The organism is Arthrobacter sp. M71 S08, assembly GCF_059089725.1.
In genome coordinates, this window is sequence record NZ_JBNHEY010000001.1 from 746,591 (window position 1) to 771,016 (window position 24,426).

General features: G+C 64.4%; 24 protein-coding genes. 17 read left to right on the forward strand and 7 right to left on the reverse strand.

The window, feature by feature from the left end; genetic code table 11:
* Positions 1–45 precede the first annotated feature (45 nt).
* Both infB and rbfA read left to right on the forward strand, forming a co-directional pair.
* Positions 46–2,976: a translation initiation factor IF-2 gene (gene infB, locus AC5RTB_RS03475; protein WP_494059670.1), complete on the forward strand. Its 2,931-nt coding sequence runs from the start codon at positions 46–48 to the stop codon at positions 2,974–2,976.
* Between the two features lie 117 nt (positions 2,977–3,093).
* Positions 3,094–3,531, forward strand: coding sequence for a 30S ribosome-binding factor RbfA (gene rbfA, locus AC5RTB_RS03480; protein WP_494059671.1), 438 nt, complete (start codon positions 3,094–3,096; stop codon positions 3,529–3,531).
* A 104-nt stretch (positions 3,532–3,635) separates the two neighbouring features.
* Here the strand turns inward: rbfA and AC5RTB_RS03485 are convergent, their stop codons facing one another.
* Positions 3,636–4,772 carry a ScyD/ScyE family protein gene (locus tag AC5RTB_RS03485; protein WP_494059672.1) on the reverse strand — a complete coding sequence of 379 codons (1,137 nt, stop codon included), beginning with the start codon at positions 4,770–4,772 and terminating at the stop codon, positions 3,636–3,638.
* A 228-nt stretch (positions 4,773–5,000) separates the two neighbouring features.
* Positions 5,001–6,143, reverse strand: coding sequence for a pyridoxal phosphate-dependent aminotransferase (locus tag AC5RTB_RS03490; RefSeq protein WP_494059673.1), 1,143 nt, complete (start codon positions 6,141–6,143; stop codon positions 5,001–5,003).
* Positions 6,144–6,197: 54 nt separating this feature from the next.
* On the opposite strand from AC5RTB_RS03490, the gene truB reads away from it, so the two are divergent.
* The 4 genes from truB (at position 6,198) to AC5RTB_RS03510 (ending at position 8,709) form a co-directional block, all read left to right on the forward strand.
* Positions 6,198–7,127, forward strand: coding sequence for a tRNA pseudouridine(55) synthase TruB (gene truB, locus AC5RTB_RS03495; protein ID WP_494059674.1), 930 nt, complete (start codon positions 6,198–6,200; stop codon positions 7,125–7,127).
* Positions 7,127–7,501, forward strand: coding sequence for a hypothetical protein (locus AC5RTB_RS03500; protein ID WP_494059675.1), 375 nt, complete (start codon positions 7,127–7,129; stop codon positions 7,499–7,501). The genes truB and AC5RTB_RS03500 overlap by 1 nt, the downstream gene beginning before the upstream one ends.
* Before the next feature lie 89 nt (positions 7,502–7,590).
* Positions 7,591–7,983, forward strand: coding sequence for a hypothetical protein (locus AC5RTB_RS03505; protein ID WP_494059765.1), 393 nt, complete (start codon positions 7,591–7,593; stop codon positions 7,981–7,983).
* A 78-nt stretch (positions 7,984–8,061) separates the two neighbouring features.
* Positions 8,062–8,709 carry a DUF4345 domain-containing protein gene (locus tag AC5RTB_RS03510; RefSeq protein ID WP_494059676.1) on the forward strand — a complete coding sequence of 216 codons (648 nt, stop codon included), beginning with the start codon at positions 8,062–8,064 and terminating at the stop codon, positions 8,707–8,709.
* Here the strand turns inward: AC5RTB_RS03510 and AC5RTB_RS03515 are convergent.
* Positions 8,706–10,613: a hypothetical protein gene (locus AC5RTB_RS03515; protein ID WP_494059677.1), complete on the reverse strand. Its 1,908-nt coding sequence runs from the start codon at positions 10,611–10,613 to the stop codon at positions 8,706–8,708. The genes AC5RTB_RS03510 and AC5RTB_RS03515 overlap by 4 nt on opposite strands.
* A 199-nt stretch (positions 10,614–10,812) precedes the next feature.
* Between AC5RTB_RS03515 and AC5RTB_RS03520 the strand changes: the two genes are divergently transcribed.
* The 4 genes from AC5RTB_RS03520 (at position 10,813) to AC5RTB_RS03535 (ending at position 16,247) form a co-directional block, all read left to right on the forward strand.
* A complete protein-coding gene (locus tag AC5RTB_RS03520) occupies positions 10,813–11,853 on the forward strand; it encodes a bifunctional riboflavin kinase/FAD synthetase (protein ID WP_494059678.1) in 1,041 nt (346 codons plus the stop codon).
* A 114-nt stretch (positions 11,854–11,967) separates the two neighbouring features.
* Complete coding sequence (rpsO, locus tag AC5RTB_RS03525; protein ID WP_026545461.1) at positions 11,968–12,237, forward strand: 30S ribosomal protein S15; 270 nt, start codon at positions 11,968–11,970, stop codon at positions 12,235–12,237.
* Between the two features lie 290 nt (positions 12,238–12,527).
* Positions 12,528–14,798 (forward strand): polyribonucleotide nucleotidyltransferase, encoded by a 2,271-nt coding sequence (locus AC5RTB_RS03530; RefSeq protein ID WP_494059766.1) that lies wholly within the window; start codon positions 12,528–12,530, stop codon positions 14,796–14,798.
* A gap of 81 nt (positions 14,799–14,879) precedes the next feature.
* Positions 14,880–16,247, forward strand: coding sequence for a M16 family metallopeptidase (locus tag AC5RTB_RS03535; protein WP_494059679.1), 1,368 nt, complete (start codon positions 14,880–14,882; stop codon positions 16,245–16,247).
* Positions 16,248–16,257: 10 nt separating this feature from the next.
* On the opposite strand, the gene AC5RTB_RS03540 is transcribed toward AC5RTB_RS03535, so the two are convergent.
* Positions 16,258–16,551 (reverse strand): hypothetical protein, encoded by a 294-nt coding sequence (locus tag AC5RTB_RS03540; RefSeq protein ID WP_494059680.1) that lies wholly within the window; start codon positions 16,549–16,551, stop codon positions 16,258–16,260.
* Between the two features lie 114 nt (positions 16,552–16,665).
* On the opposite strand from AC5RTB_RS03540, the gene AC5RTB_RS03545 reads away from it, so the two are divergent.
* Positions 16,666–17,781, forward strand: a complete 1,116-nt coding sequence (locus tag AC5RTB_RS03545; protein ID WP_494059681.1) for a helix-turn-helix transcriptional regulator — start codon at positions 16,666–16,668, stop codon at positions 17,779–17,781.
* Between the two features lie 37 nt (positions 17,782–17,818).
* On the opposite strand, the gene AC5RTB_RS03550 is transcribed toward AC5RTB_RS03545, so the two are convergent.
* Both AC5RTB_RS03550 and moaA read right to left on the reverse strand, forming a co-directional pair.
* Positions 17,819–18,070, reverse strand: a complete 252-nt coding sequence (locus AC5RTB_RS03550) for a MoaD/ThiS family protein (protein WP_494059682.1) — start codon at positions 18,068–18,070, stop codon at positions 17,819–17,821.
* A gap of 1 nt (position 18,071) precedes the next feature.
* Positions 18,072–19,148 carry a GTP 3',8-cyclase MoaA gene (moaA, locus tag AC5RTB_RS03555; RefSeq protein WP_494059683.1) on the reverse strand — a complete coding sequence of 359 codons (1,077 nt, stop codon included), beginning with the start codon at positions 19,146–19,148 and terminating at the stop codon, positions 18,072–18,074.
* A 151-nt stretch (positions 19,149–19,299) separates the two neighbouring features.
* On the opposite strand from moaA, the gene AC5RTB_RS03560 reads away from it, so the two are divergent.
* From AC5RTB_RS03560 to AC5RTB_RS03585, 6 genes are read left to right on the forward strand one after another with little or no spacing between them, the layout of a single operon-like run.
* A complete protein-coding gene (locus AC5RTB_RS03560; protein WP_494059684.1) occupies positions 19,300–20,613 on the forward strand; it encodes a molybdopterin molybdotransferase MoeA in 1,314 nt (437 codons plus the stop codon).
* Positions 20,610–21,089 (forward strand): cyclic pyranopterin monophosphate synthase MoaC, encoded by a 480-nt coding sequence (gene moaC / locus AC5RTB_RS03565; RefSeq protein WP_494059685.1) that lies wholly within the window; start codon positions 20,610–20,612, stop codon positions 21,087–21,089. The genes AC5RTB_RS03560 and moaC overlap by 4 nt, the downstream gene beginning before the upstream one ends.
* On the forward strand, positions 21,086–21,568 hold the full coding sequence (locus tag AC5RTB_RS03570) for a MogA/MoaB family molybdenum cofactor biosynthesis protein (protein WP_494059686.1): 483 nt from the start codon (positions 21,086–21,088) through the stop codon (positions 21,566–21,568). The genes moaC and AC5RTB_RS03570 overlap by 4 nt, the downstream gene beginning before the upstream one ends.
* Positions 21,558–21,989 carry a molybdenum cofactor biosynthesis protein MoaE gene (locus AC5RTB_RS03575; protein WP_494059687.1) on the forward strand — a complete coding sequence of 144 codons (432 nt, stop codon included), beginning with the start codon at positions 21,558–21,560 and terminating at the stop codon, positions 21,987–21,989. Before AC5RTB_RS03570 ends, AC5RTB_RS03575 begins: the two co-directional genes overlap by 11 nt.
* 16 nt (positions 21,990–22,005) lie before the next feature.
* A complete protein-coding gene (gene dapB / locus AC5RTB_RS03580; RefSeq protein ID WP_494059688.1) occupies positions 22,006–22,764 on the forward strand; it encodes a 4-hydroxy-tetrahydrodipicolinate reductase in 759 nt (252 codons plus the stop codon).
* Entirely contained in the window at positions 22,764–23,237 is a 474-nt protein-coding gene (locus AC5RTB_RS03585) for a hypothetical protein (RefSeq protein WP_494059767.1), read from the forward strand. The genes dapB and AC5RTB_RS03585 overlap by 1 nt, the downstream gene beginning before the upstream one ends.
* On the opposite strand, the gene AC5RTB_RS03590 is transcribed toward AC5RTB_RS03585, so the two are convergent.
* Positions 23,238–24,419 carry a heparan-alpha-glucosaminide N-acetyltransferase domain-containing protein gene (locus AC5RTB_RS03590; protein WP_494059689.1) on the reverse strand — a complete coding sequence of 394 codons (1,182 nt, stop codon included), beginning with the start codon at positions 24,417–24,419 and terminating at the stop codon, positions 23,238–23,240.
* Positions 24,420–24,426: the final 7 nt, after the last annotated feature.

Sequence of the window (24,426 nt, forward strand, 5' to 3'; positions counted from 1 at the left end):
TAGACGGTTCGCTCCTGACTCGGTGCGGACCGAGACAGGAGAAATGTGGCCAAGGTCCGCGTACACGAGCTCGCAAAAGAGCTCGGAATTACTTCGAAGGATGCAGTAGCAAAGCTGCAGGAACTGGGCGAATTCGTCCGGTCGGCATCCTCAACCATCGAAGCGCCCGTCGTGAAGAAACTTCGCGGCGCTTTCCCCGATGCCCCGGCGGCATCCAAGGCGCCGGCATCAGCACCGGCCCCGGCGCGTGGGTCCCAGCCCACACCCAAGTCAGCGACGCCTCGTCCGGCGCCCGCAGCACCGGCGCCCGCTCCAGCAGCTGCGGCTCCGGCTCCGGAAAAGCCGGCAGCACCGGCCCCCGAAGCTTTACCTGAGCAGGCACCGGCAGCCCCTGCCTTCAAGGCGCCTGAGGCACCCAAACCCGAGATAGAGGCCCCTGCCGCTCCCGAATCGGGTTCCAGCAGTGACTCCGGCACCGACCGCAAGCCGGCCCCGAAGCCGGCAGCTGCACGGCCGACCTCGGCGCGTCCCGGAGCGGCTCGCCCCGGCGACCGTCAAGGCAGCCCCCGTCCCGGCAACAACCCCTTTGCGCCGTCCCAGGGAATGCCCCGGTCCGGCCGAGGCGACGGCGATCGCTCCGGCGGCCCGCGTCCGGGCAATAACCCGTTCGCAACGTCCCAGGGCATGCCCCGCCCGGGCGGACGCCGCGAGGATGATCGCAGCCCCCGCCCCGCAGCAGGTGCGGGCGGTCCCCGCCCAGCCGCCGGTGCGGGCGGTCCCCGTCCCGCCGCTGGCGCAGGCGGTGCCCGACCCGGCGCACCTCGTCCGGGTGCACCTCGCCCCGGCGGTGCCGGAGCCGGTGGTGCACGGCCGACGCCGGGCATGATGCCGAACCGGACCGAGCGCCCAGCGGCGCCCGGTCGCGGTGGAGCGGCCGGCGCTGGACCCCGCCGCGGCCCCGGGGGAGCTCCCGGCGCCGGTGGTGGCGGTGGAGCCCCTGCCGGCGGCGGTTTCGGCAAGGGCGGTCGCGGTCGCGGCGGCACTGCCGGTGCTTTCGGCAAGGGTGGAGCCGGTCGCGGCAAGCAGCGCAAGTCGAAGCGGGCGAAGCGGCAAGAGCTTGAGCAGATGTCAGCCCCGTCGCTGGGCGGCGTCAGCGTTCCCCGCGGTGACGGCAATACTGTCGTCAGGCTGCGTCGTGGATCTTCGATCACCGAGTTCGCCGAGAAGATTGATGCGAACCCCGCTGCGCTGGTCACCGTTCTTTTCCACCTCGGTGAGATGGCTACGGCAACCCAGTCGCTCGACGAGGCCACCTTCGAAGTACTCGGTGTTGAGCTCGGTTACAAGATCCAGGTTGTATCCCCGGAGGACGAGGAGCGCGAGCTGCTCGAGAACTTCGACATCGACCTGGATGCCGAACTGGACGCTGAGGTCGACGCGCAGCTTGAGGCACGTCCTCCGGTAGTCACTGTCATGGGTCACGTCGACCACGGTAAGACCCGCTTGCTGGACGCGATCCGCAAGTCGAACGTCGTAGCCGGTGAGCACGGTGGCATCACCCAGCACATTGGTGCATACCAGATCGACCACGAGCATGAGGGCGACAACCGTCCGATTACCTTCATCGACACACCCGGTCACGAGGCGTTCACCGCCATGCGTGCCCGTGGTGCGAAGGTCACCGACATCGCCGTCCTGGTTGTGGCCGCGGATGACGGCGTCATGCCGCAGACGGTTGAGGCGCTCAACCACGCCCAGGCGGCCGGCGTGCCCGTCGTCGTGGCTGTGAACAAGATTGACAAGGAAGGCGCCAACCCGGACAAGGTCAAGGGTCAGCTCACCGAGTACGGTCTGGTTCCCGAGGAGTACGGTGGCGACACCATGTTCGTGCACGTCTCGGCGCTGAGAGGCGAAGGGATCGACGAGCTGCTCGAAGCGGTACTGCTCACCGCGGATGCTGCGCTCGACATGCGTGCCAACCCGAACAAGGACGCCCGTGGTATCGCGATCGAAGCTAACCTCGACAAGGGCCGGGGCGCGGTTGCGACCGTGCTGGTCCAGTCCGGAACGCTGATGGTCGGCGACACCATTGTCGCGGGCATCGCCCACGGCCGTGTTCGTGCGATGTTCAACGAGAATGGCGAGAACGTCACTGAGGCCGGCCCATCCCGTCCTGTACAGGTACTGGGTCTGTCCACGGTTCCACGTGCAGGCGATACCTTCCTGGTTACGCCGGACGAGCGCACCGGGCGCCAGATCGCTGAGAAGCGCGAGGCTGCAGACCGCAACGCGGCCCTCGCCAAGCGCCGCAAGCGCGTCAGCCTGGAAGACTTTGACCAGGCCGTGGCGGAGGGCAAGGTTGATACCCTCAACCTCATCCTCAAGGGCGACGTGTCCGGTGCGGTCGAAGCACTCGAGGATTCGCTGCTCAAGATCGACGTCGGTGAGGGAGTTGCGCTGCGGGTTATCCACCGCGGCGTCGGTGCCATCACGCAGAACGACGTCAACCTGGCCACGGTCGACAGCGCGATCATCATCGGCTTCAACGTCCGGCCCGCCGAGCGCGTCGCCGAGCTGGCTGACCGCGAAGGTGTGGACCTGCGCTTCTACTCCGTCATCTACGCAGCAATCGATGACATTGAGCTTGCACTCAAGGGCATGCTCAAGCCGGAGTACGAAGAAGCACAGCTCGGCACCGCAGAGGTCCGCGAGGTGTTCCGTTCCTCCAAGTTCGGCAACATCGCCGGTTCGATCGTCCGCTCGGGTGTCATCCGACGCAACACCAAGGCGCGCCTGGTGCGCGACGGCGTGGTCGTTGGCGACAACCTCACGGTTGAGTCGCTCAAGCGCTTCAAGGACGACGCCACCGAGGTCCGGACGGACTTCGAGTGTGGTATCGGCCTCGGGTCGTTCAACGACGTCAAGGAAGGCGACACGATCGAGACCTACGAGATGCGCGAGAAGCCTCGGGTCTAGGGTTCGTTTCGGGCGGGGCCGCTGCATGCAGCGGCCCCGCTTCCTACCCATACCGACGCGGGGCCCATGCCGCGGTCGGCGTTATAGCTCCCACTGGGGAGGAAGTAAGGAGAAGTCATGGCAGACGCCGCACGCGCTGCACGGTTGGCCCAGCGCATCAAGGTCATCGTCGCCGAGGCCCTTCGCCGTCGGGTCAAGGACCCCCGGCTGGAAGCGGTCACGGTCACTGATGCACGGGTCACCAATGACCTGCAGCACGCCACGATCTACTACACCGTGTTCGGCGAGTCCGAGGAACAGGCGGCAGTACACAAGGCGCTCGAGTCCGCGAAGGGTGTGCTCCGCTCCGAGGTGGGACGAAACATCACTGCACGGCTGACGCCCACACTGGAATTCGTTCCGGACGAGATCCCCATCAACGCGAACCATCTCGAAGAACTGCTTCGCACCGCGAAGGAACGCGATGCCGAGGTCGCTGAACTTGCAAGGAAGGCTGCTTTCGCCGGCGACGCAGATCCTTACCGCAAGCCCGGCGAGGACGACGACGAAGAGTGATCAGGCCGTAAATCATACGGACGAAGACCAGGAGGGGCGGCTCGGTAGTATCCGATGACCGCCCCTCCTGTTTGTCCGCGTATAGTGTCCTGCCAAGCCGACGCTTAGTGGCCCGACCGCATCAGTTTGATACTGATCACCTTGCCGGCAGGGGGTGCGCCCTCTGGTGAAAGTACATCGGTGGTGGCGTAGAGCCTGCTGCCTTTCTGCATCTCGACCTCAGCGGGCTGATTGACTTCCAGCAGAGTGCTGGCAGTGGTTGATCCGCGCGGGATGACCGAAATCCGGTTGGCAAACAATTCAGCGACGTAGATATTGCCCTTTCGATCGAGTGCCAGGCCGGTCGGCGACACCAGACCTGACGTGAGCAGTGTGGTCTCTCCACTCCACTGATTGACAGTAAAAATTGATCCCAGCGCTCCCAGACTTGGATCTTCAGGTCCGCCGGGAAGTGACGTGACATAGAGAGTGCCCTTCCAACCGACCTCCATATCGGTGGGTACAGGTTCGAGGTAGTAAGTGAAGCCCACGGCGCATGGGTGCACACCGGTTGCAGCGGCTATCTCCGCGGTGACTACCACCGGGATTGCCGGTAGCACGGCTACCGTTGAGATGTTGCCCCAGTGGTCCACCCGGAAGATGGCGTTGGCGCCGGCGTCGGCCACCAGCACGCCGCCGTCGAACGGCACTGTGGCATAGGGGTTGGAGTCGGGCCGGCCGGTGTAACTCGCTTGCGGACCCAGCGCCTCCGTTTGCAGGTCCAGGCATGCCTGATCCAGGTCCCGGAAGCCGTAACGCGTGTCTCCATCAGGATTGGCCGTCCGCTCATAGGCGGCGATATCGGCAATGGTGCTGATATTTCCATGCCAGTCGATGGATTTCAGGAGGGACTCGTTGGCCGATGGGTCTCCTTGGCCGGCGCCTCTCGTCATCGTGTAGTAGGTGGTGCCATGGGAGCGGGAGACAGAGCCGGAGAAGTATCCCTCCGCAGAGTCCAGAGTCTCGGTAGTGCCGTCCCTGGCGATACGAGTGATGATGCCCGCGAAACTCTGCGCAACATCGATTGACTTGCCTCGGCCTGTGGCGAGGCGCAACGGTGACACCAACCCTTCAGCAACGGTAGTGACTTCTTTTACAGTTGGCGGGGACGGCTCATCACCGCCATGGGCCTGAGCGGGGGTAATTCCTGCCCCCAGTGTTAGAACCACCGTGGTGACGGCGGCAAGCAGTGATCTTTTCACTGTGATCTCCTCGACTTCGTAGAACCAGTACAAAGCGAGACCTTCTCCGACCCTGCGTCCAGTGCTTGCCCATAACCGGAAATGATGCCGTCAAGCGGCGCAGCGCCGAAGCCATTCAAAGATTAGACCCGATGGGCAGACAGGTAAATAGAAATTGGGAGCGGCTGCTCAAACGAACAGGGTAGCGGTCCACGGTCACTGCCCAGGATGCTGGAACCGTGGCAAGCCCTAATGTCCGGGTAGCCTGTTCACTCCGGTGAGCAGGCTACCCTTGTCGGTGCAGAGCGCAATCCGGATCCAGCCCTCACCGTTGGAGCCGAAAGCTGTTCCGGGCGCGACGGCCACACCCTGTTCCGCCAGAAAAGTCCGGACCCAGGAGCGCACGTCGCCGCCGGTGGCGTGGGACATGTCCGCCCAGAGGTAGAACGCCCCCTGGGCGTCGAGGTAGGAGATGTTGAGCGAGGTGAGTACCGCCGTCGCCGCGTCCCGGTTCGAGCGGTAGTGGTGCAGTGCGGTTTCGATGTAATCGGTGGGTCCTGTGAGTGCGGCTACGGCTGCATACTGCGGTGACGCTCCGACACAGGACACGATTGACTCCATCACTGTGTTGAACTCCTTGCCCAGCCCGCCCGGCAGCACCAGTGCGCCGATCCGCAATCCTGTAAGGCCGAAAGTCTTGGAGAGGGTGAGCGAGGTCAGTACGCGCTGCGGCGTGGTGTCGAATCGTGCAGGGCTGACATGCGGCACTTCGTAGGTGAATGCTTCGTAGCACTCGTCCGAGAGGATCCAGAGGTCGTGGCGTTCGGCGAAATCAACGAGGTCGCGGGTAAGCTCTTCGCTGAAGACGGCTCCGAGCGGATTTGATGGGGAGTTCAGTACCAGGAGGCGGGTACGGGAGCCTACAAGTTCTTCAAGGTCGCTGATTCTCGGTTGAAAACCGTTCTCGGGTCGCAGCGGGTAGCTGACCGGCCGTGCGTGCACCAGTTGCGCAGTCATGGTGAATGTGGGGTATCCGGGGTTGGGGATCAACACCTCGTCCCCGGCGTCGAGCAGCATACTCATCGCCAGGTGCAGACCCTGTTGAGCCCCGGCGGTGACATAAACCCTGGAGGGATCGACCTCCATGCCGTTGCGGCTGCCGAACCGCGTCGCGAAGCTCCGTCGCAGGGGAGCGATGCCCTCGTTGGGGGTGTAATTGGTGTCATCCCTGTCCAGCGCCGCTATGCCTGCATCAAGGATGTGGCGTGGAACGGGGAACGCCGGTTCGCCGATGCTGAGCACGATCGCATTCGGAGTACTCCATGCAGCCTGGGTGATTTCCCGGATCTGGTTGGAGGGAAGCTCTTCGATGTGCTTGGGAATGGACGGCATAGGGGCATAGTAGCGGTGAGGGGTGGTGAGGTCCCGACACCTATACTGAAAGGCGTGAATTCCGGGCAGGTCCACTCAGGACTAGTGATAGTGGACAAGCCGCAGGGCTGGACCAGCCATGACGTGGTGGGAAGAATGCGTCGGCTCGCAGGGACCCGCAAAGTGGGACACGCTGGAACCCTCGATCCCATGGCTACAGGCGTTCTGGTGGTGGGAATCAACCGGGCTACACGCCTCCTGACCTATATCGTCGGCACCTCGAAGACCTACACCGCAACCATCCGCCTGGGACAGTCCACGATCACTGACGATTCCGAGGGCGACGTCATCGCCGAAACCTCAGCTGCCGGCGTCTCATCGGCTGCGATCCGGGAGGCCGTTGCCGCCCTTACCGGCCCAATCCAGCAGGTGCCCAGCAGCGTCAGCGCCATCAAGGTGAAGGGCGAACGGGCCTACAACCGCGTCCGGTCCGGGGAGGATGTGGTGTTGCCGCCCCGTCCGGTGACAGTGCACAGCTTCGATATTTCCGTGATCCGCCACGAGATCGGCGGAGTGGTCCAGGACCTCGATGTGACGGTCCGGTGCAGCTCCGGAACGTACATTCGCGCCCTGGCACGGGACCTCGGCGCGGCCCTCGGCGTCGGTGGTCATCTGACGGCTCTGCGCCGCACCGAGGTGGGCCCGTACACGCTCGCCCAGTCCTCCACTCTTGATGAGCTGGCCCGGGATTTCAGGCTCTTCGGTATCGATGAAGCCGCCCGCGCGCTGTTCCCTGTACGCGAGTTGAGCGCTGCCGAGGCCCATGACCTCTCGCACGGCCGCCGGATCAGCGCCGGTGCGGGCTCGGGCATGGCATCCGGGAACCCCGACCAGCGTCCGGTTGCTGCGTTCGCTCCCAGCGGTGCTTTGATTGCGCTCCTTGAAAATCGGGGTGAGGAAGCGAAACCTGCCCTGGTCTTCGCACCGGGGGAGTCGGGCAACTGATGGTGGTCGACGGCTTCTTCATCGCAGGCACCATTGTGTGCCTTGTCTCGACCCTGCTGTGCGTCGGTGCGGCCGTTATCAGGCAGCCTCCCAATGACGTAACCATCCTCGCGGTGGCCGCCGTGGAATTGTTCCTGCTGGTGTACCTGGTTGCCGGGATTTTCCGGCAGGCCGGAGGGGAACCCGTCACGGGTGAAGCATGGGAGTTCTGGGGGTACCTGCTGACCGCGCTGGTGATCCCTGTAGGTGCGTTCTGGTGGGCGATACTCGAGCGTTCGCGATGGAGCAATCTGGTGCTGGGTGCGGTGGGAGTGACAGTTTTTGTGATGCTGTATCGGATGGAGCAGATTTGGGACGGAGCAGTGCCGGCGTGACGCGCGGTGCAGCGGGACAGGCGCACGGACAGCCGGATCGGTCCGGCGCGCCGGACGGTGCTCCGAGGCCCGTTGGGACCGACGGTGCGTTGAGCCGCGGACCCGGACGTCTCCTCATCGCCGTGTATGGGGTCTTCGCGCTGGCGGCGACCGCGCGCGCGGCTTTCCAGATCGCGACCAAGTTCTCAGAGGCACCGTTGGCCTACACGCTGACCGCCTTGGCCGCCCTGGTGTATGTATTCGCGACGGTTTCCCTGAGCCGCTCCGGGCCGGGTTGGTATCGGTTGTCCGTCGCTGCTGTGGGCCTGGAACTGGTTGGCGTACTCGCTGTCGGCACACTGAGTATCGTTGATCCGATTCTCTTTCCCGCGGACACGGTTTGGTCGGTCTACGGCAAGGGTTACGGGTTTGTTCCGCTGATCCTGCCCGTGTTGGGCCTGTGGTGGTTGTACCGCCACCGCGCCATGACCGCGCATGGCTGATGCGCGCAGGAACTTCAGGAGTGAGAGGATGAGTTGACAGGGCCTGGCCCGCGCATCGTCGATCACAGAGGGAACACCATGAACAGCAACACCCCTGACAACACGCAGCCGGATCGTCGCAGTTCTTCCACGGATGCAGGACGCGGCTCCGGGGGCACCGCGAGCGGACCGACAGGCACAACTGGCGCTTCCGGTGAGTCCTCCTCAAGGCAGCCATCCTCCGGACAGCCCGTCTCAAGGCAGCCATCTTCCGGTCAGCCCGCCTCCAAGACCACGAAGAAGGATTCCGGGAAGTCAACCAAGTCGGGCAACGACTGGGGTGTCTTCCGGACGGTCGTGGTGCTCGTGGGACTCATTATCGCCGGGTTCGGCGGGTACTACCTGATCACCGGTACGACCGGACTGCCGGAGACGGGGGATGGTCCGGTGAACCCGACATTGGAGAACCAGTTCCGGTTCTTTGCCGCGATGATGATTGGCGTAGGCGCCGCGTTCGTGACAATCGCCATCAAGTTCCAGTGGGCAAATATGTTATGGCTCGTCTGCCTCATGGTGTTCATTGGCGGCATCGGGCGAGTCCTCTCCTGGGCGTTCTCCGGAACGCCGCACTACCTCCTGATCATCCTGATGGTTGTCGAGCTGGCGTTCCCCGCGGCGCTGCTGGTCTGGCACCGGTACATTGCCAAGACCAGCGAGCTCCGCAGGGAGTACGGCGCCCGCTCCTAGCTTCGGTGGCGGTTGCCGCCTGGCCTGTCCGCTCTGCCCTGCTGGAGACAGGCCAGGCCAACCCCGAGCAGCACCAGCGCCGCTCCGGCGGCAACCTCCGCACGGATACCTGTCTGGGCCAGTTCCGCGCGGTGCGGCGGAGTAACCGGTGCTGCGGTGCCGCTGTCCGCAGCGGGAGGCGACGGTGCTTCCTCCGCGACCGGCTCAGGGGTTGCCACAACCTCCTTCGGCTCAACGCACACTGTTTCCGACGGTTCGCCGAAGGCGGACGTGAAAGGGTCGGTGTGCTCGTCGCCGGGGTAGGCCGCCACGACGCTATAGCAGCCGGGTTCGCTGAAAGCGGCGAAGGGTTCAGAGGACTGGCTTCCGTTCAAGGCCGGCACGGTCATTTGGGAGTGCAGCCGGGCACCTGCGGGAATGTCCGCCGCGAGGGAGGGCCGCTCCGCGAGTGGACCGTACATCGAGAGCGTGACGGTGCCTCCCGAGTCGCTCGTGGGTGGCCCGAAACCAGCTCCGGTTACTGCGTCGGTGACGCGATCGCCGACGAGTGCATCCTGTGCGGAGAGTTGGGTGCTGATCTCCGGGGCCCACGGTACGAAGGTTGTCTCGGCTTCCAGACCGTACTGTCCCTGCCATCCGAGAACGTAACTCGACGCTTCGGCCGGCAGAACGCTTTCGGGGGCGATCGATTCCGTCCAGACGTACCATCCGGGTGATGGAACAACCAGGCCCGCGGTGTTGTACGTGCCGGGACCATCCACCCTCGTAGTGACCGTGCCGACGCTCGGTGTGCCCTCCGGTACCGACTCCCGCAGGGAAGGCTTCGCATCCAGCGGTCCCCAGAGCGTAGAGACCACTTCCACGGATACCGGCGTCTCACTGCCCGGCACGGACAACCACGGAGACGGCACAGGTGAACTGCCCTCCGCACCGGCAACGGTGCTGATCGTGAGGACGTCATGGACGGTAGTTCCTGCGCCGGTTCGGGCAGCGGAAGTCTTCGTTGCAACCGCCGGCTGGAACGCGGGTAGGTCCGAGATGGCTGCCGCGGCATTGCGCGGTTCGACGACTGCGGCAAAAAGCAGGCGTTGGACATCCGCACGCGTCGGCACGAGCCAGTTGACGCCGGCAGCAGGCGTACGGGGGACCGCAACAGCCAGGGACCCGCTGCCCAGCCCGGTCCTGCGCAGGCTCAAACGGTGTGATTCCTCGCTGCTTGTCCAGGTGGACTCTGCCTTCTCCACCAGTGCGAACGGTCCGGTCAGTTCTGCGGACGCTGTCAATCCGGCGACCGGTTCGCCGTTGCCTCCAGACACTCCAACAACTGCAGTAATCATTCCGTCCTCGCCTACGGCCTCGAGTTCGATTGACACTTGGTAGGGTCCGGCTCCGTCGAATGCGACCCGGGTCATGGAGCGCGCCTGTGCGACAACGTCAGCCGGCAGCCCCTCGGCACGGAGGAGGGCGGTCATCCCTGGGGAGTCCCAGGCCATTCCCGGGGAGGTGAGCGCCCAGACAGCCAACTGGACGGACGCCGCGGTGGCACTGTCCGTCGTGGCGCCCCACCGGTGCAGCAGGTAGGAGAGGGCAGCGTTTTCCGTCGCGTCCAGCGCGCTGCCGTCGCTCCGGACAAATCCACCCGAATGGCCGTCGTACCCAACCGTATTCTCCGGGGACAGACGCTCGAAGTCAGTGCAGTAAGCCACCTGGCCGCGCGAGTTCTTGTACTGTCCCACGAAATGCTCGGCGGCATGCACGCCTGCCGCGCGTGTCCACCCGCTTCCGACCGGAGCAGCCTGCGACGGTGACGCATTAGGCAGCCCCAGCAGAGCCGCGAGTAACAACCAGACACCGACGGCCCGCAGGACGCCCCGGCGCGGGGAGAGAGAAGAAGAAGATGGCACGGATGTCCTCCAGATCGGGTTCAGGGCCGCGCCGAAGCCAGCGGGAGCAGCCCACAGAAACCATCGTCGTTACCGCTGGAAGCGGTTGGATGCGCAGTCCCGCTCATGTGTATAACCCTCCCTATTTCGGTGCCTGTGGGGAGGGGAGGACGAAGCTTGCGGACGGGCTCGTCGAGACCGCCTGCTTCCATCGGCCATAATGAAGGAACGACGAAGGGTGCAGTTACCCGTCCAACCGCCAAGGAGATGCGTGTTCTACTGGAGAGACCTGGCCGATGTGCCGGAGGGTTTCGGTCCGACAGTTGTCACCATTGGAAACTTCGACGGTGTTCACCGGGGCCACCAGAGCGTGCTTCAGCAGCTCGTCGCAGCCGCCCGAGAACGGGACGCGGCCGCCGTCGTCATATCGTTCGAACCGCATCCCGCCCAGGTCCACCGCCCGGACAGCGCGCCGGAATTGATCATGGGCCTGCAGGACAGGGTCGAAACCCTCTGTGACACTGGTATCGACGGCCTCCTGATGATGCACTACACGCTTGACCTTGCGGCGCAGACACCTGAGGAATTCGTCTGTTCCGTCCTCGTTGAGGGCCTGCGCGCGAAAGCAGTCGTCATCGGCCACGATGTGCGCTTCGGCCGCGGCAATTCCGGTGACCTCTCGACCATGCAGGCGCTCGGAGGACAGTTGGGCTTCGATGTGGTCGTCATCGATGATTATGGTTCGAGTCTGCAAAGCACGGCGGCCGGAGGGGAACGCCGCTGTTCCTCGACCTGGGTGCGGGAAGCACTTGTTGCCGGCGATGTCACCACTGCCGCCCGGATCCTGGGCAGGCCCCACCGTATGCGGGGTGAAGTGGTCCACGGAGCCGCCCGCGGAAGGGCTCTGGGATTCCCGACAGCCAACCTGTCCTCCAAATCGACCGGTTTCATCCCCGCGGACGGGATTTATGCCGGATGGCTCATCGACAGTAGCCAGGTGCGCTGGCCCGCAGCGATCTCGGTCGGCTCCAACCCTACGTTCGAAGGCGTAAGCAGGCAGGTCGAGGCTCACGTGATTGACCGCCCCAAGGAGGACATCGACGTCTTCGATCTGTACGGACAGACGGTGATCGTGGAGTTCGTGCGGCGGCTGCGGGGAATGGTTGCCTACCGCGGGCCGGAAGCGCTGATCGAACAGATGCGGCTGGACGTCGACCAGACGCGCGGTGTGCTTTCGACAGAACAGCGTACGTACGGGTAAAGTTGATTGCGGTCCGGCTGCAGTCCGTGGTTGCTGGGCCACCGCCGGAGCTCCGCTCGCCTGCGAGGGGAACCGGCATCATTTTGTTCACGGTACAACTCATAGGAGTTATTTGTGGCACTTGAAGCCGCTCTGAAGCAGGAAATCATCAAGGAATATGCAACCTCCGAGGGCGACACCGGTTCGCCTGAGGTGCAGATCGCGATGCTTTCCCGCCGCATTCTCGACCTGACCGAACACCTCAAGAAGCACAAGCACGACCACCACACCCGTCGTGGCCTGCTTCTGTTGGTGGGTCGCCGTCGTCGTCTGCTGGATTACCTGCGCGACACCGACATCACGCGCTACCGTACGCTCATCGAGCGCCTCGGCCTGCGCCGTTAGTTAGACTGTGAGGCGGCGCCTTCCTTCGGGAAGGAGCCGTCTTCAATCTTTGCTGGCCATGCGCCGCAAAGAGCCGCGCTCGCAAGAACGCATGGAAATACAAAGTTCATAATCAGGAGCCAGGCGGACAAGCAGGCATTCGCGGTCCTCGGTAGTGGTCTCCGGGACACCATCATGTGATGGTCCTCCCGTGGACCTCGATCGAAGACCGGGTGCCACAACCCGTCCAAACGGCGTTGACCAGCGAGACGCCGCCTGCCTCCGCCACCAAAGAAACGGAGGTGACTCTCTTGGAGGGTCCCGAAATCCAGTTCGCCGAAGCCGTTATTGACAACGGTCGCTTCGGCCAGCGCACTGTTCGCTTTGAAACCGGGCGTCTCGCCCAGCAGGCAGCAGGCGCTGCCATGGTCTACATCGACGAGGACACCGCGCTCCTCTCCGCCACCACCGCCGGCAAGTCCCCGCGTGAAGGCTTTGACTTCTTCCCGCTGACCGTGGACGTCGAAGAGCGCATGTACGCTGCCGGCCGCATTCCGGGCTCGTTCTTCCGCCGCGAAGGACGTCCGTCCACCGAAGCCATTCTTGCCTGCCGCCTGATGGACCGCCCGCTGCGCCCCGCTTTCGTGAAGGGCCTGCGCAACGAGGTTCAGATCGTCGTCACCGTGCTGGCCATCAACCCGGACGTCCGCTACGACGTCGTCGCCATCAACGCTGCCTCCATGTCCACGCAGCTTTCCGGTCTGCCGTTCTCCGGCCCGATCGGCGGCGTACGCGTTGCGCTCGTCTCCGACGGCTCGGGTGAGGACCAGTGGATCGCTTTCCCGAAGCACTCCGAGCTCCAGAACTCCGTGTTCGACATGGTCGTTGCCGGCCGGGTCGTCGGGGATGACGTCGCGATCATGATGGTCGAGGCGGAAGCCACCGATAATTCGTGGTCCCTCATCAAGGACGACGGCGCCACCGCTCCCACCGAAGAGGTCGTCGCCGACGGCCTTGAGGCCGCAAAGCCCTTTATCCGTGCACTGTGCCAGGCTCAGTCCGACCTCGCCGGCCGCGCAGCCAAGCCCACCGTCGAGTTCCCCGTGTTCAAGGACTACGAGGAGGACGTCTTCTCGGCCGTCGAGAGCGCAGCCGGATCACGTCTTGCTGAGATCTTCACCATCGCTGACAAGCAGGAGCGCGAAGACGCAGCCAACGCCTACCGTTCCGAGGTCGTCGAGTCCCTCGCTGGCCAGTTTGAGGGCCGCGAGAAGGAAATCGCCGGCGCGTTCAGCTCAGTCACCAAGAAGGTTGTGCGCCAGCGGATCCTCCGCGACCAGGTTCGGATCGACGGCCGCGGCCTCAGCGACATCCGTAAGCTCACCGCGGAGGTCGAGGTTCTGCCTCGTGTTCACGGTTCGGCAATCTTCGAGCGTGGTGAGACCCAGATCATGGGTGTCACCACGCTTAACATGCTGAAGATGGAACAGCAGATCGACTCGCTGTCGCCGGTGACGCGCAAGCGCTACATGCACAACTACAACTTCCCGCCGTACTCCACCGGTGAGACCGGCCGCGTCGGATCCCCGAAGCGCCGCGAAATCGGTCACGGCGCCTTGGCCGAGCGTGCCCTTGTTCCGGTGCTTCCGAGCCGCGAGGAGTTCCCGTACGCCATCCGGCAGGTCTCCGAGGCGCTCAGCTCCAACGGTTCCACCTCAATGGGCTCGGTCTGCGCCTCCACGCTCTCCCTGCTCAATGCCGGTGTCCCACTGAAGGCTCCGGTTGCCGGCATCGCCATGGGTCTCGTTTCCGACGAGGTCGACGGTCAGACCCGCTACGCCGCCCTCACTGACATCCTCGGCGCGGAAGACGCGTTCGGCGACATGGACTTCAAGGTTGCAGGTACCTCGGAATTCGTGACGGCGATCCAGCTGGACACCAAGCTTGACGGTATCCCCGCTTCAGTGCTGGCTGCGGCGCTGAAGCAGGCCCGCGAAGCACGCCTGCACATCCTCGGTGTGCTTGAGGCCGCGATTGACACTCCGGATGAGCTCTCCGAGTTCGCTCCGCGCATCATCTCGGTGAAGATCCCTGTCGACAAGATCGGTGAGGTCATCGGCCCCAAGGGCAAGATGATCAACCAGATCCAGGAAGACACCGGCGCCGACATCTCGATCGAAGACGACGGCACCGTACTGATCGGCGCCACGGACGGCACGTCCGCAGAGGCTGCGCGCGCCGCGGTGAACGCGATCGCCAACCCGCAGGTTCCTGAGATCGGCGAGCGTTACGTGGGCACGGTCGTGAAGACCACCACTTTCGGCGCGTTCGTATCGCTGACTCCGGGCAAGGACGGCCTGCTCCACATCTCGGAGCTGCGCAAGCTCGCCGGCGGCAAGCGGGTGGACAACGTCGATGACGTCGTCTCCGTAGGCCAGAAGGTCCAGGTTGAGATCACCAAGATCGACGACCGCGGCAAGCTGTCCCTCTCTCCGGTGGTCGCAGAGGAAGCCGGCGAATCAGCTGCCGAAGACGCTGCTCCTGCCGAAGTCCTGGTTCCTGCCGAGGGCGACGACAACTAGCGCACAAGCTGACAAGCACAATCCAGCGGCTCCACGGCGAACTGATTTCGCCGTGGGGCCGCTGGCGTTGAGGAGAAGGATATGACTGAAACAGTTCACGGCTCGCCCGTGGTGCTCCCGCTGACGCCGGGTGGCTTGGAAAGTTCGTCCATGCTGGTTGCCGGGACGCAGGGCGGAGCAGTGGTCCGGCGCTCAGTGCTGCCCGGTGGTGTTCGTGTGCTCACTGAGGCGATGCCCGGCCAGCGCTCGGCAAGCATCGGTTTCTGGGTGGGGGTCGGCTCCCGTGACGAAGCTGACGGGGAGCATGGTTCCACGCACTTCCTCGAACATTTGCTGTTCAAGGGAACGCAGCGTCGAACTGCACTCGATATCGCCGCCGCTTTTGATGAAGTCGGAGGCGAATCGAACGCTGCGACGGCCAAGGAGAACACCTGCTACTACGCGAGGGTTCTCGACTCAGACCTGCCCATGGCGATCGACGTCATTGCGGACATGGTGACCTCAGCTGTCATCGATCCGGAGGAGCTGGAGCAGGAGCGGCACGTCATTCTTGAGGAGATCGCCATGGACAGTGACGATCCCTCCGACGTGGCACACGAGAACTTTGTGGAAGCTGTCCTCGGCTCACATCCGCTGGGCCGTCCGATCGGCGGAACGCCCGAGGCGATTAACTCCATTTCCCGTGACTCGGTTCTTGAGCACTATCGCCGCTACTATCGCCCCGAAGAGCTGGTAGTCACTGCAGCAGGCGGCCTGGACCACGACGTCGTGTGCTCACTCGTCATTCAGGCGCTTCAGCGCGCAGGATGGGAACTGGCGGCGGACGCAACTCCCGTGCCGAGGCGCGCACCCGAGCCGGCCGTGCTCAAGGAAGCCGGGGGAGTGCAGGTCATCCACCGAGCCGTGGAGCAGGCGAATGTGCTGGTCGGCTGTCCCGCGCTGACTGCCACCGATGACCGACGGTTCGTGATGAGCGTCCTCAACGCGGTGCTCGGCGGAGGCATGTCCTCACGTCTCTTCCAGGAGATTCGGGAAAAGCGAGGGCTTGCGTATTCGACCTACTCCTTCTCGGCGTCTTACGCCGATGCCGGCTACTTCGCAATGTATGCAGGGTGCAGCCCGGCGAAGACCGGCCAGGTCATCAGCCTGCTCAGCGCAGAGCTGGAGCGGCTGGCGTCGGATGGAGTGAGCGACGAGGAACTGCGGCGGGCCGTTGGCCAGCTGTCCGGCGGCATGGTGCTTTCCCTTGAGGACAGCGGTTCTCGAATGACCCGGCTGGGCCGGGCGGAGCTTGTCAGCGGTGAGTTCCTAGGGCTGGACCTGACACTTGAGCGGGTTCGGGCGGTGACTGCGGAGCAGGTGCAGCGCCTCGCGCGGCAGCTGGCCGACGCCCCGCGCACGATTACCGTCGTCGGACCTTTCGACCATGCCACGGAGATTGGGCTGTGAACCGAGACGTTCAATAGACCTTCGCAACGACTGTGTGGAGGATCCGGGTTGTGGGGTTCCCGGACAGGGCGGGAGCGGCCGCTAGGCTACTCCACACTTCGTTCCGCAGCCGCTCCAATAATGCTGCCGCCTGCTCCGAACGTTCGAAATCAAGCTCGATCACAACATAGTTTGGGTTGTCCAGCGGGCGTGATATCCGGTGAGCCACTACGCCCCCCTTCGCCCGGTCCACCGGATCCCGGTTGAATGCCATGGTCCACAATTCGAAGTCGCGGACCCCATGTTCAATTTGAAGCGAGTACATCGCTGAACTCCTTTCTCTTGATCGTTCATGGAATGACGGTATAGCCGCTCAGTCCGCGGCGGTATCCCAGATAAATGGGATGCGTCCGCGGGTTATTGGACCCATACTGAACCCATGGTCACGAGTTGGACTGTGAGCAGGAGCAGGGAGCGGATACTCTCGTTGTGCCTCCAAGACGACCTTGATGACCACGAACTTCGTGCGGAGCTGCTCCGGGAACTAGGCCGGACCGTCGGATATTCGGCTTACGTCTGGCCGCTGGCTGATCCGGAGACCGCCACCGGTGTAGCCCCGATGGCGCAGGGACCTTTCGTTGCGGAGGTACCGCGCCTGATTAGGTTGAAGTACACGTGCCCCGTCAACCGCTGGACACATCTGGCGAACGAAGGTATTGCTGTAGCCACACTGCTGCAGGCTACAGGCGGGAATCGCTCCTGCAGCTCATTGTGGCGTGACATCCTCTCCGAATATGGCGTCAGTGACCTGGCATCTACGGTCTTCGCCGATTCGTACGGCAGTTGGGCATGGCTGGATCTTTGGCGGGATAACTGCGACCGAACCTTCAATTCGGAGGAAACAGACTTCCTCGCCGCAGTGGCACCTGCGATCACGAGGGCGCTGCGGGCGGCAAGGGCGCGGCAGTTCCGCCCGAACGACGGCGACAGCGAGCTTCCACAGCAGGCTGTGCTGATCCTGGACGGGGAAATGAGAATAAAAAGCCAGACCCGCACGGCGGCGCGCTGGCTCCAGTTTCTGCAGCGGGCACCCGAACCAAACGCGGGAGTTGCAGCTGAAGTGTTCAACGTGGTCGGACAGTTGCTGGCGAAAGAGGCAGCGGTGGACAGTCACGCCGCAGCGTCTCGGGTGCATATTGGCGATGGAAACTGGGCCAGTGTCCGTGCTGCACGCATGGAAGGGCACGGGCGCCCGCAAGATCCGCTCATTGCGGTGACTATTCAGGAGTGCATGCCTTCAGCCCGCCTGGGCATGTTCGTACGCTGCCACGCCCTCTCCCCGAGGGAACGCCAGGCCGTAGGATTGGCGGCGGCTGGACTCGGGAATGCGGCGGTCGCCAAACGCATGTCCATCGCGCCGTACACTGTGCAGGACCATTTCCAGTCTGTATTCGCCAAGACCGGGGCCCACAACCGCGCCGCTGTTCTTGCCTTGGGGCTTGGCCGCCGCGCAGTTGTTGAGGAGAAGCATTCCCGCAGTGATTCTGCGCTGTGACAATTCTGCGCTGCGGCGCCGACTGTGCAGAACAGAGTCAGCCGCCGGCGAACGGCGGCAGGACATCGAGCACGTCGTCACGGCCGATCGGCTCACTCCGGTCACGCAGAGCTACCTCGTTCAGGAGGAAGCTGCTCCGCTCCAGCACCCGTGCCATTGACGGGTCACCCTCAGGGTGTAGCGCGCGGATTTCCCCGAGAACCTCTGACAAACCCACGCCGTCCAGCTCAAGGCGTTCTTCAGGGACGCCCGCGGCCGCCTGGGCCGCGCCGAAGTATCGAACCAGCACCTCAGCCGCCGATCGCGCTCATGGAGCGGTCAGGCTGCACGAAGTCGGCTGCGCCCAGCCCCGTATGATCCATGCCGTGCGCCTTGGGCTTGGCCCACATAGCCTCTTGCCAGCGCAGGGCTATAGCGTCGTCGTCGGCTCCTGACCGGAGCAGGTCCCTCAGGTCGGTCTCCTCCCGCGAGAAAAGGCAGCTCATGATCTTGCCTTCGGCCGTGACGCGGGTGCGTTTGCAATCGGAGCAGAATGGCTCCGTAACGGAGGCGATGATGCCGACAGTGCCAACCACGACGTCGGGCTCTTCGGACCGGCGTACCTCCCACCGTTCCGCGGGGGCACCGTCCCGGTTCCGCGGGTCGGGCGTAAGCACAAAGCGTTCGGAAAGGCGCTCACGCACTTCCGCTGCGGTGATCATGCCTTCACGGGTCCACCCGTGGTCGGCGTCAAGGGGCATCTGCTCGATGAAACGCAGCTCGAAGCCACGCGAGACCGCCCATTCCAACAGATCCGGCGCCTCGTGATCGTTGATTCCACGCATCAGCACGGCATTGATTTTCACCAGTCCAAGCCCGACGGCGTCAGCCGCTTCAATACCGCGAAGCACCCGGTCCAGGAACGGGCGGCGCGTCAGCTGCGCGAAGGTATCCGGATGAAGTGAATCCATCGAGACGTTGATCCGGGTCAGGCCCGCGTCCTTGAGTCGTTGCGCCTTCTTGTCCAGTCCGAGGCCGTTTGTTGTCAGGGACACCGGCAGATCCGGGTGCTGCGCGCGGATATCCGCGATGATGTCCACGAGGTCCGCCCTCACCAACGGCTCACCGCCGGTCAGTCGGAGCTCGCGGACGCCCAGAAGATTCACTCCGATGCCGACGATCCTGACGATTTCCTCGCGGGAGAGTACCTGGTCCTTCTGCAGCCACTCAAGACCCTCGGCGGGCATGCAATAGGTGCAGCGCAGATTGCACTTGTCTGTCAGTGAGAGCCGCATGTCCGTGGCCAGGCGGCCGTAGGAGTCAAGCAGCCCGGCATGAGGAGCGGATGCGCCCGCGCGGAAAGTTGGGCTGCCAAGTCGGATTGCCATAATTCGAGGTTACGCCCTTTGGCGCGGCGACTCTATCGGATGGCCCCCAATGTGCAGTGAGATGACGGGCGAAGCCCGACTAGGCTGGTAGCTGCAGCATTCGATGCCGCAACACATCAAATGTCGGGGCGGGCTGATACAACGGGGCACAATGACACGAACAGTTGAGGAACATCAGCAGGCCGTACTCGGGCTCCTGCGCTACAGCAGCGCCTTCGCTGACGGATCGGCCGAGACCCTGTCGCTGGCAGCCGCCCGAGGCCGTGTGCTAGCCGAGGATCTGACCACGCCGGTGAGCCTGCCCCCGTTCGATAACTCCCAGATGGACGGCTATGCGGTGCACCGCGATGACCTCGTGGGTGCCGGACCGCTGCGTCTTGCCGTGGCGCAGCCGGTGCCGGCAGGTATGGAGCCCCCCGCACTCAAGCCCGGCCACGCCGCCCCGATCATGACGGGGGCCATGATCCCGGAAGGGGCCGCCGCCGTCGTGCCCATTGAGAGGGCTACACCCTCCCAGTTTCCCAACCCCAGCCAGTACCGCCACGGGGAATCCCTCACCGTTGAACTGCCGGTGGTCGAGGAGGGGCTGTTCATCCGGCGCACGGGCAGCGACCTGGCGGCGGGAAACGTTGCCCTGGAAGCGGGCGCCCTGCTGGGGCCTGCTCAGCTTGGCGTGATCGCTGCCTGTGGGCTGGCCACCGTGCGCGTGCGTCCCAGGTTCCTTGTGGTGCTGCTCAGCACGGGCGACGAGGTCCAGGAGCCCGGCACGGAACTCGCTCCCGGACGCATTTTCGACGCCAACACAACACTGCTGACGACGGCGCTGGAAGAGGCGGGCGCCGAGGTCCAACTGCACAGCATCGTGGCAGACAACCCTGACGAGCTTCGGCGGGCGCTGGAGTCCATAGGGCGGCCCGTCAACCTCATCCTGAGTACCGGCGGTATCAGCCAGGGTGCATACGAAGTCGTGAAGCAGGCGCTGGCCGACAGCAGCGTCGAATTCCTGTCTGTGTCGATGCAGCCGGGCGGACCGCAGGCAATCGGCACCATCAACGGAGTCCCGTTCCTGGGATTCCCCGGCAATCCGGTGAGCGCACTCGTCTCCTTCGAGATGTTCCTCCGTCCGGCGCTGGGCACTGTCACCGGGATACCGGGAAACCGCGTCTGCCTGCCGGCACGGCTCACCGAGGACATCCAGTCACCCGAGAACAAGCATCAGGTGCGCAGAGGTGTCTACACCGACCGCTCCGGCCAAGGAGAGGGGATTGGCGACGTCACACTGCTCGGCGGTCCGGGCTCCCACCTGCTACACGCTCTCGCCGGCTCAAACGCGCTCGTGCACCTGCCCGTCGGCACCGGCAACCTGGAGGCAGGCACCCCGGTGGCCGTGTGGCTGCTCACCGAACTCCGCGGGGGCATCCAACCCCTTCACCCCAGCAACCCCAACCGAGAGGCGCTGACATGACCGAATCCGATGCCCGGCTCACCCACGTACGCGAAGACGGCTCCGCCCACATGGTGGACGTGTCTGAGAAGGCTGTCACCGCGCGTCAGGCCACGGCGCAGAGCATCCTGCGGACAAGGCCGGATGTCATCTCACTTATTGCGGACGGAGACCTCCCCAAGGGGGATGCTCTCGCTGTTGCCCGGGTTGCCGGCATCATGGCGGCGAAGCAGACCTCCACGCTTATCCCGCTCTGCCATCCGCTGCCGTTGAGCAAGGTGATCATCGATTTCGAGCCGGAGGGTGACGCCGTCGTCGTTAACGCAACAGTGAAGACCACTGCGGTGACCGGTGTCGAAATGGAGGCGCTGACCGCAGCGTCCGTCGCTGCCCTCACGCTGTACGACATGATCAAGGCCGTGGACAAGCGCGCCGTCGTCACGGATATCAGGGTGTTGGCCAAATCGGGTGGGAAGAGCGGGGACTGGGTCGCATGACTACGCAGAGAACGGCCGCTCTCATCATCGCGTCGACCCGCGCGGCAGCGGGCGTCTACGAGGACGAATGCGGGCCGCTTATCCAGCGCTGGCTGGTCGGGAAAGGCTACGCCGTGCAGCGCGCCGAAGTGGTTCCCGATGGCGACGCCGTCCGCGATGCCCTTGTCGAATGCCTCGATGGAAAGCCCGCTGTACTGATCACCAGCGGGGGAACCGGCCTGAGCGCCGACGACGTCACACCCGATCTTACCGAGCCCTTCCTCACACGCTCCCTGCCGGGGATCATGGAGGCAGTACGTCGGGCAGGTGCGGCAAAAACTCCCATGGCCGCGCTGAGCCGGGGGTACGCCGGGGTTTCGGCCTCCACATTCGTCATCAATCTCCCGGGCTCACCGGGGGCAGTCCAGGACGGCCTGGCCGTCCTGGAACCCATTCTCGACCACATCTGCGCGCAATTAGAGGGAAGTCATGAGCACTAGCACCGTCCTGCACGCGGGAGTTTCCACCGAACCGCTCGACCTGAACCATGCCCTGGCCGTTGTCGGGTCTGCCGACTGCGGCGCCGTGGTGGGCTTCGGCGGAGTCGTTCGCAATCACGACGGCGGCCGTCAGGTCGATCGTCTCGGCTACAGCGCCCATCCCTCGGCCTCCGGCGTAATCGCGGAGATCGCCACTGAGATCGCCGAGAAGTACGACGGCGTGCGGATCTGGGTGGCCCACCGGACCGGCCCGCTGGCGATCGGTGATCCGGCCCTTGTCGCGGCCGTCGCGTCCGGCCACCGCGGTCAGGCTTTCGCTGCGTGCACTGAACTTGTCGATACGGTGAAGGCGCGCGCTCCAATCTGGAAGGAGCAGTTCTTCGCTGACGGCACTGTGGAATGGGTCGGCGTGGATGGCTGACAGTACCCTTGGAGCCATGACACAACTGACCTCCGTTGCCGTTCTTGGCGCGTCCGGGCGCATGGGTTCCGAGGCCGTCAAGGCGATCGACGCCGCTCATGACCTCCAACTTGTCGCTGCGCTGGGCAGGCACGATTCCCTCGAGGATGTAGTGGCAGCCGGAGCGCAGGTGGTCGTGGACCTCACGGTGCCGGAGAGCACGGAACAGAACGTCGCGTTCGCCGTCGAACACGGTATCCATGCTGTTGTCGGCACCACCGGCTGGGACGCGGAGCGGCTCGCCCGGCTCCGGGAGCTGCTTGCCGGAAAGGCTGACGTGGGCGTTCTGATCGCGCCGAACTTCGCGCTCGGGTCGGTCCTGGCGACAGCCTTCGCCGCTCGGGCAGCGAAGTACTTCGAATCAGTCGAGCTGATCGAACTGCACCACCCGGACAAGGTGGACGCCCCGTCCGGTACCGCGGAGCGCACGGCTGAGCTGATCGCGGAAGCACGCAAGGAAGCCGGTCTCTTGCCGAGCCCCGACGCTACCCGCACAGCGCGGGACGGCGCCCGCGGTTGTGACATCGACGGCGTGCGGGTTCACTCTGTGCGTTTGCGCGGTCTGGTGGCGCACCAGGAGGTCCTGTTCGGCGGTGCCGGGGAGCAGCTGACCATCCGTCACGATTCCTTTCACCGCGAGTCCTTCATGCCCGGTGTGCTGCTCGGCATCCGGGAAGTCGGTTCCCATAAAGGGCTCACGGTTGGCCTCGACGGATACCTGGACCTGCAGGCGTGATGAATGCCGTGGAGATAATTAAGAAATATCGCGTAAAAATCGGCGTAATCTTCGTCACTGTCCTGCTCGCTTTCTGGCTCGTTGTCGCCCTGCAGCGGAGCGTTATCCTGCTGACTGACCCGGATCCCGTGGCGAAAGCACTCGGAGTTGCATACCTGCTGCTTCCGGCGATTGGAGCATGGGCGCTGGTTCGCGAACTGTCGTTCGGCGCCCAGACAGAACGGATGGCCACCACACTGCATGCGGAGGGCGGGCTGCCGGTCGATGACCTGCCGCGGACACCTGCCGGCCGGATTGTTCGGGAGGCCGCGGACGCCCAGTTCCCGGCCTATCAGGAGGAAGCAGAAGCCAACCCCGGCGACTGGCGTTCCTGGTTCCGGCTCTCGTGCGCGTATGACGCTGCGGGAGACCGCACCCGCGCACGCCGTTCCATGCGGCACGCAGCAAAGCTCTTCCGCGGCCGGACGGACTAGCTAACGTTTCCGTACCGTCGCCGTCGACCGTGCCACGTCGCTTGCGCCGGCCGCCACATACTCGAGCGGACCGCGGGCATTGAGTTTCCACAGCAGCAACCCGACTGCAAGGAACACGACGACCTGAGCCCAGTAAACCGGTGCCGGATCCAGCGGAACGTCCTGCTGATCGACGACGCTCATGATCCAGATATGCAGCGAGTAAAGGGTCAGCGTCATGGCACCGGGAGCGGAGAGCGGCAGCAGCAGCCCCGGCAGCCGTCTGCCAACAAGAAGGCAGAGTCCGACGACGGCGGCGCCAGTTCCCGCTGTGTGTGCCAGATCCAGCGGCGTCCCCGAGTGCGGAGCGCTGAGCGCCAGCCACCACCAGGTGCCGCTCTGGTCGATACCCGTGAGGCTGACCGTGAGCCTCGCTTCAATGTCGTGGCCACGTCCCTCCGGAGTCTCGAGCAGGACGGCCATGCCGCCCAGTGGCCCGAGCAGGAGCGCGCTGATGAACTTGGCCGAACCTGCGACCCCGACTCCGGCAATGAGCAGGCCCGTCTGCACTCCCAACGCCCGCAGGTTAAGGCGGCCGATCAGCATGCCGAGGAGCAGATAGCTCAACCACTGAAGCGCGGGGTAGTAGCCGGTCACAAGGATGTCAGCGAGAAGTGTCACGGGCTGTCCGAAGTGCTCAAGCGCAGGGTTGCCGTGCAGATCTGACGGAACGACGGTGGCCTCAATCCACGGGCGGAGGACGAAAGCAGCGACCGGGGACAGCAGGGTCCATCCGACCGCCCACCACGCCAGCCGGCGCAATGGCAGACCGACAAACGGCAGAGCCATCAGGAACAGGACGGCGTAGTGGAAGAGGATCACCGCAATGTTTGTCTCGAGCCCTCCGAGCATCAGCCCCACCATCGCGATGACGACGGCGCGTGACGCAATTCCGCGCCGGTCGCGGGAAATCCCGCCCCGGTCATGCAATCTGTTGCCGCCACTCAGAAGCGCCAGTCCCATACCCGCCACGAGTGCGAACAGGGCGGACGAACGTCCCGAGAAGGTGGCCCCTATCCACGATGCTTCCGAGGTGCCCTCCACATAGAGGGGGAAGACGTGGGTGGACATCATCCCAAAGAGGGCAATGCCCCGGGCAGCGTCGATGCCGCTGAGCCGGCCCGAGCTTTGAGTGGTGGCCATGATGGAA

What these genes read in the sequence shown, in the direction of transcription:
- rbfA (WP_494059671.1), top strand. Translation starts at nt 3,094, where the DNA reads ATGGCAGACGCCGCACGCGCTGCACGGTTGGCCCAGCGCATCAAGGTC.
- AC5RTB_RS03490 (WP_494059673.1), bottom strand. Translation starts at nt 6,143, where the DNA reads ATGCCGTCCATTCCCAAGCACATCGAAGAGCTTCCCTCCAACCAGATC.
- AC5RTB_RS03500 (WP_494059675.1), top strand. Translation starts at nt 7,127, where the DNA reads ATGGTGGTCGACGGCTTCTTCATCGCAGGCACCATTGTGTGCCTTGTC.
- AC5RTB_RS03510 (WP_494059676.1), top strand. Translation starts at nt 8,062, where the DNA reads ATGAACAGCAACACCCCTGACAACACGCAGCCGGATCGTCGCAGTTCT.
- AC5RTB_RS03520 (WP_494059678.1), top strand. Translation starts at nt 10,813, where the DNA reads ATGAAGGAACGACGAAGGGTGCAGTTACCCGTCCAACCGCCAAGGAGA.
- AC5RTB_RS03535 (WP_494059679.1), top strand. Translation starts at nt 14,880, where the DNA reads ATGACTGAAACAGTTCACGGCTCGCCCGTGGTGCTCCCGCTGACGCCG.
- AC5RTB_RS03540 (WP_494059680.1), bottom strand. Translation starts at nt 16,551, where the DNA reads ATGTACTCGCTTCAAATTGAACATGGGGTCCGCGACTTCGAATTGTGG.
- AC5RTB_RS03545 (WP_494059681.1), top strand. Translation starts at nt 16,666, where the DNA reads ATGGTCACGAGTTGGACTGTGAGCAGGAGCAGGGAGCGGATACTCTCG.
- moaA (WP_494059683.1), bottom strand. Translation starts at nt 19,148, where the DNA reads ATGGCAATCCGACTTGGCAGCCCAACTTTCCGCGCGGGCGCATCCGCT.
- AC5RTB_RS03560 (WP_494059684.1), top strand. Translation starts at nt 19,300, where the DNA reads ATGACACGAACAGTTGAGGAACATCAGCAGGCCGTACTCGGGCTCCTG.
- moaC (WP_494059685.1), top strand. Translation starts at nt 20,610, where the DNA reads ATGACCGAATCCGATGCCCGGCTCACCCACGTACGCGAAGACGGCTCC.
- AC5RTB_RS03570 (WP_494059686.1), top strand. Translation starts at nt 21,086, where the DNA reads ATGACTACGCAGAGAACGGCCGCTCTCATCATCGCGTCGACCCGCGCG.
- AC5RTB_RS03575 (WP_494059687.1), top strand. Translation starts at nt 21,558, where the DNA reads ATGAGCACTAGCACCGTCCTGCACGCGGGAGTTTCCACCGAACCGCTC.
- dapB (WP_494059688.1), top strand. Translation starts at nt 22,006, where the DNA reads ATGACACAACTGACCTCCGTTGCCGTTCTTGGCGCGTCCGGGCGCATG.
- AC5RTB_RS03585 (WP_494059767.1), top strand. Translation starts at nt 22,764, where the DNA reads ATGAATGCCGTGGAGATAATTAAGAAATATCGCGTAAAAATCGGCGTA.
- AC5RTB_RS03590 (WP_494059689.1), bottom strand. Translation starts at nt 24,419, where the DNA reads ATGGCCACCACTCAAAGCTCGGGCCGGCTCAGCGGCATCGACGCTGCC.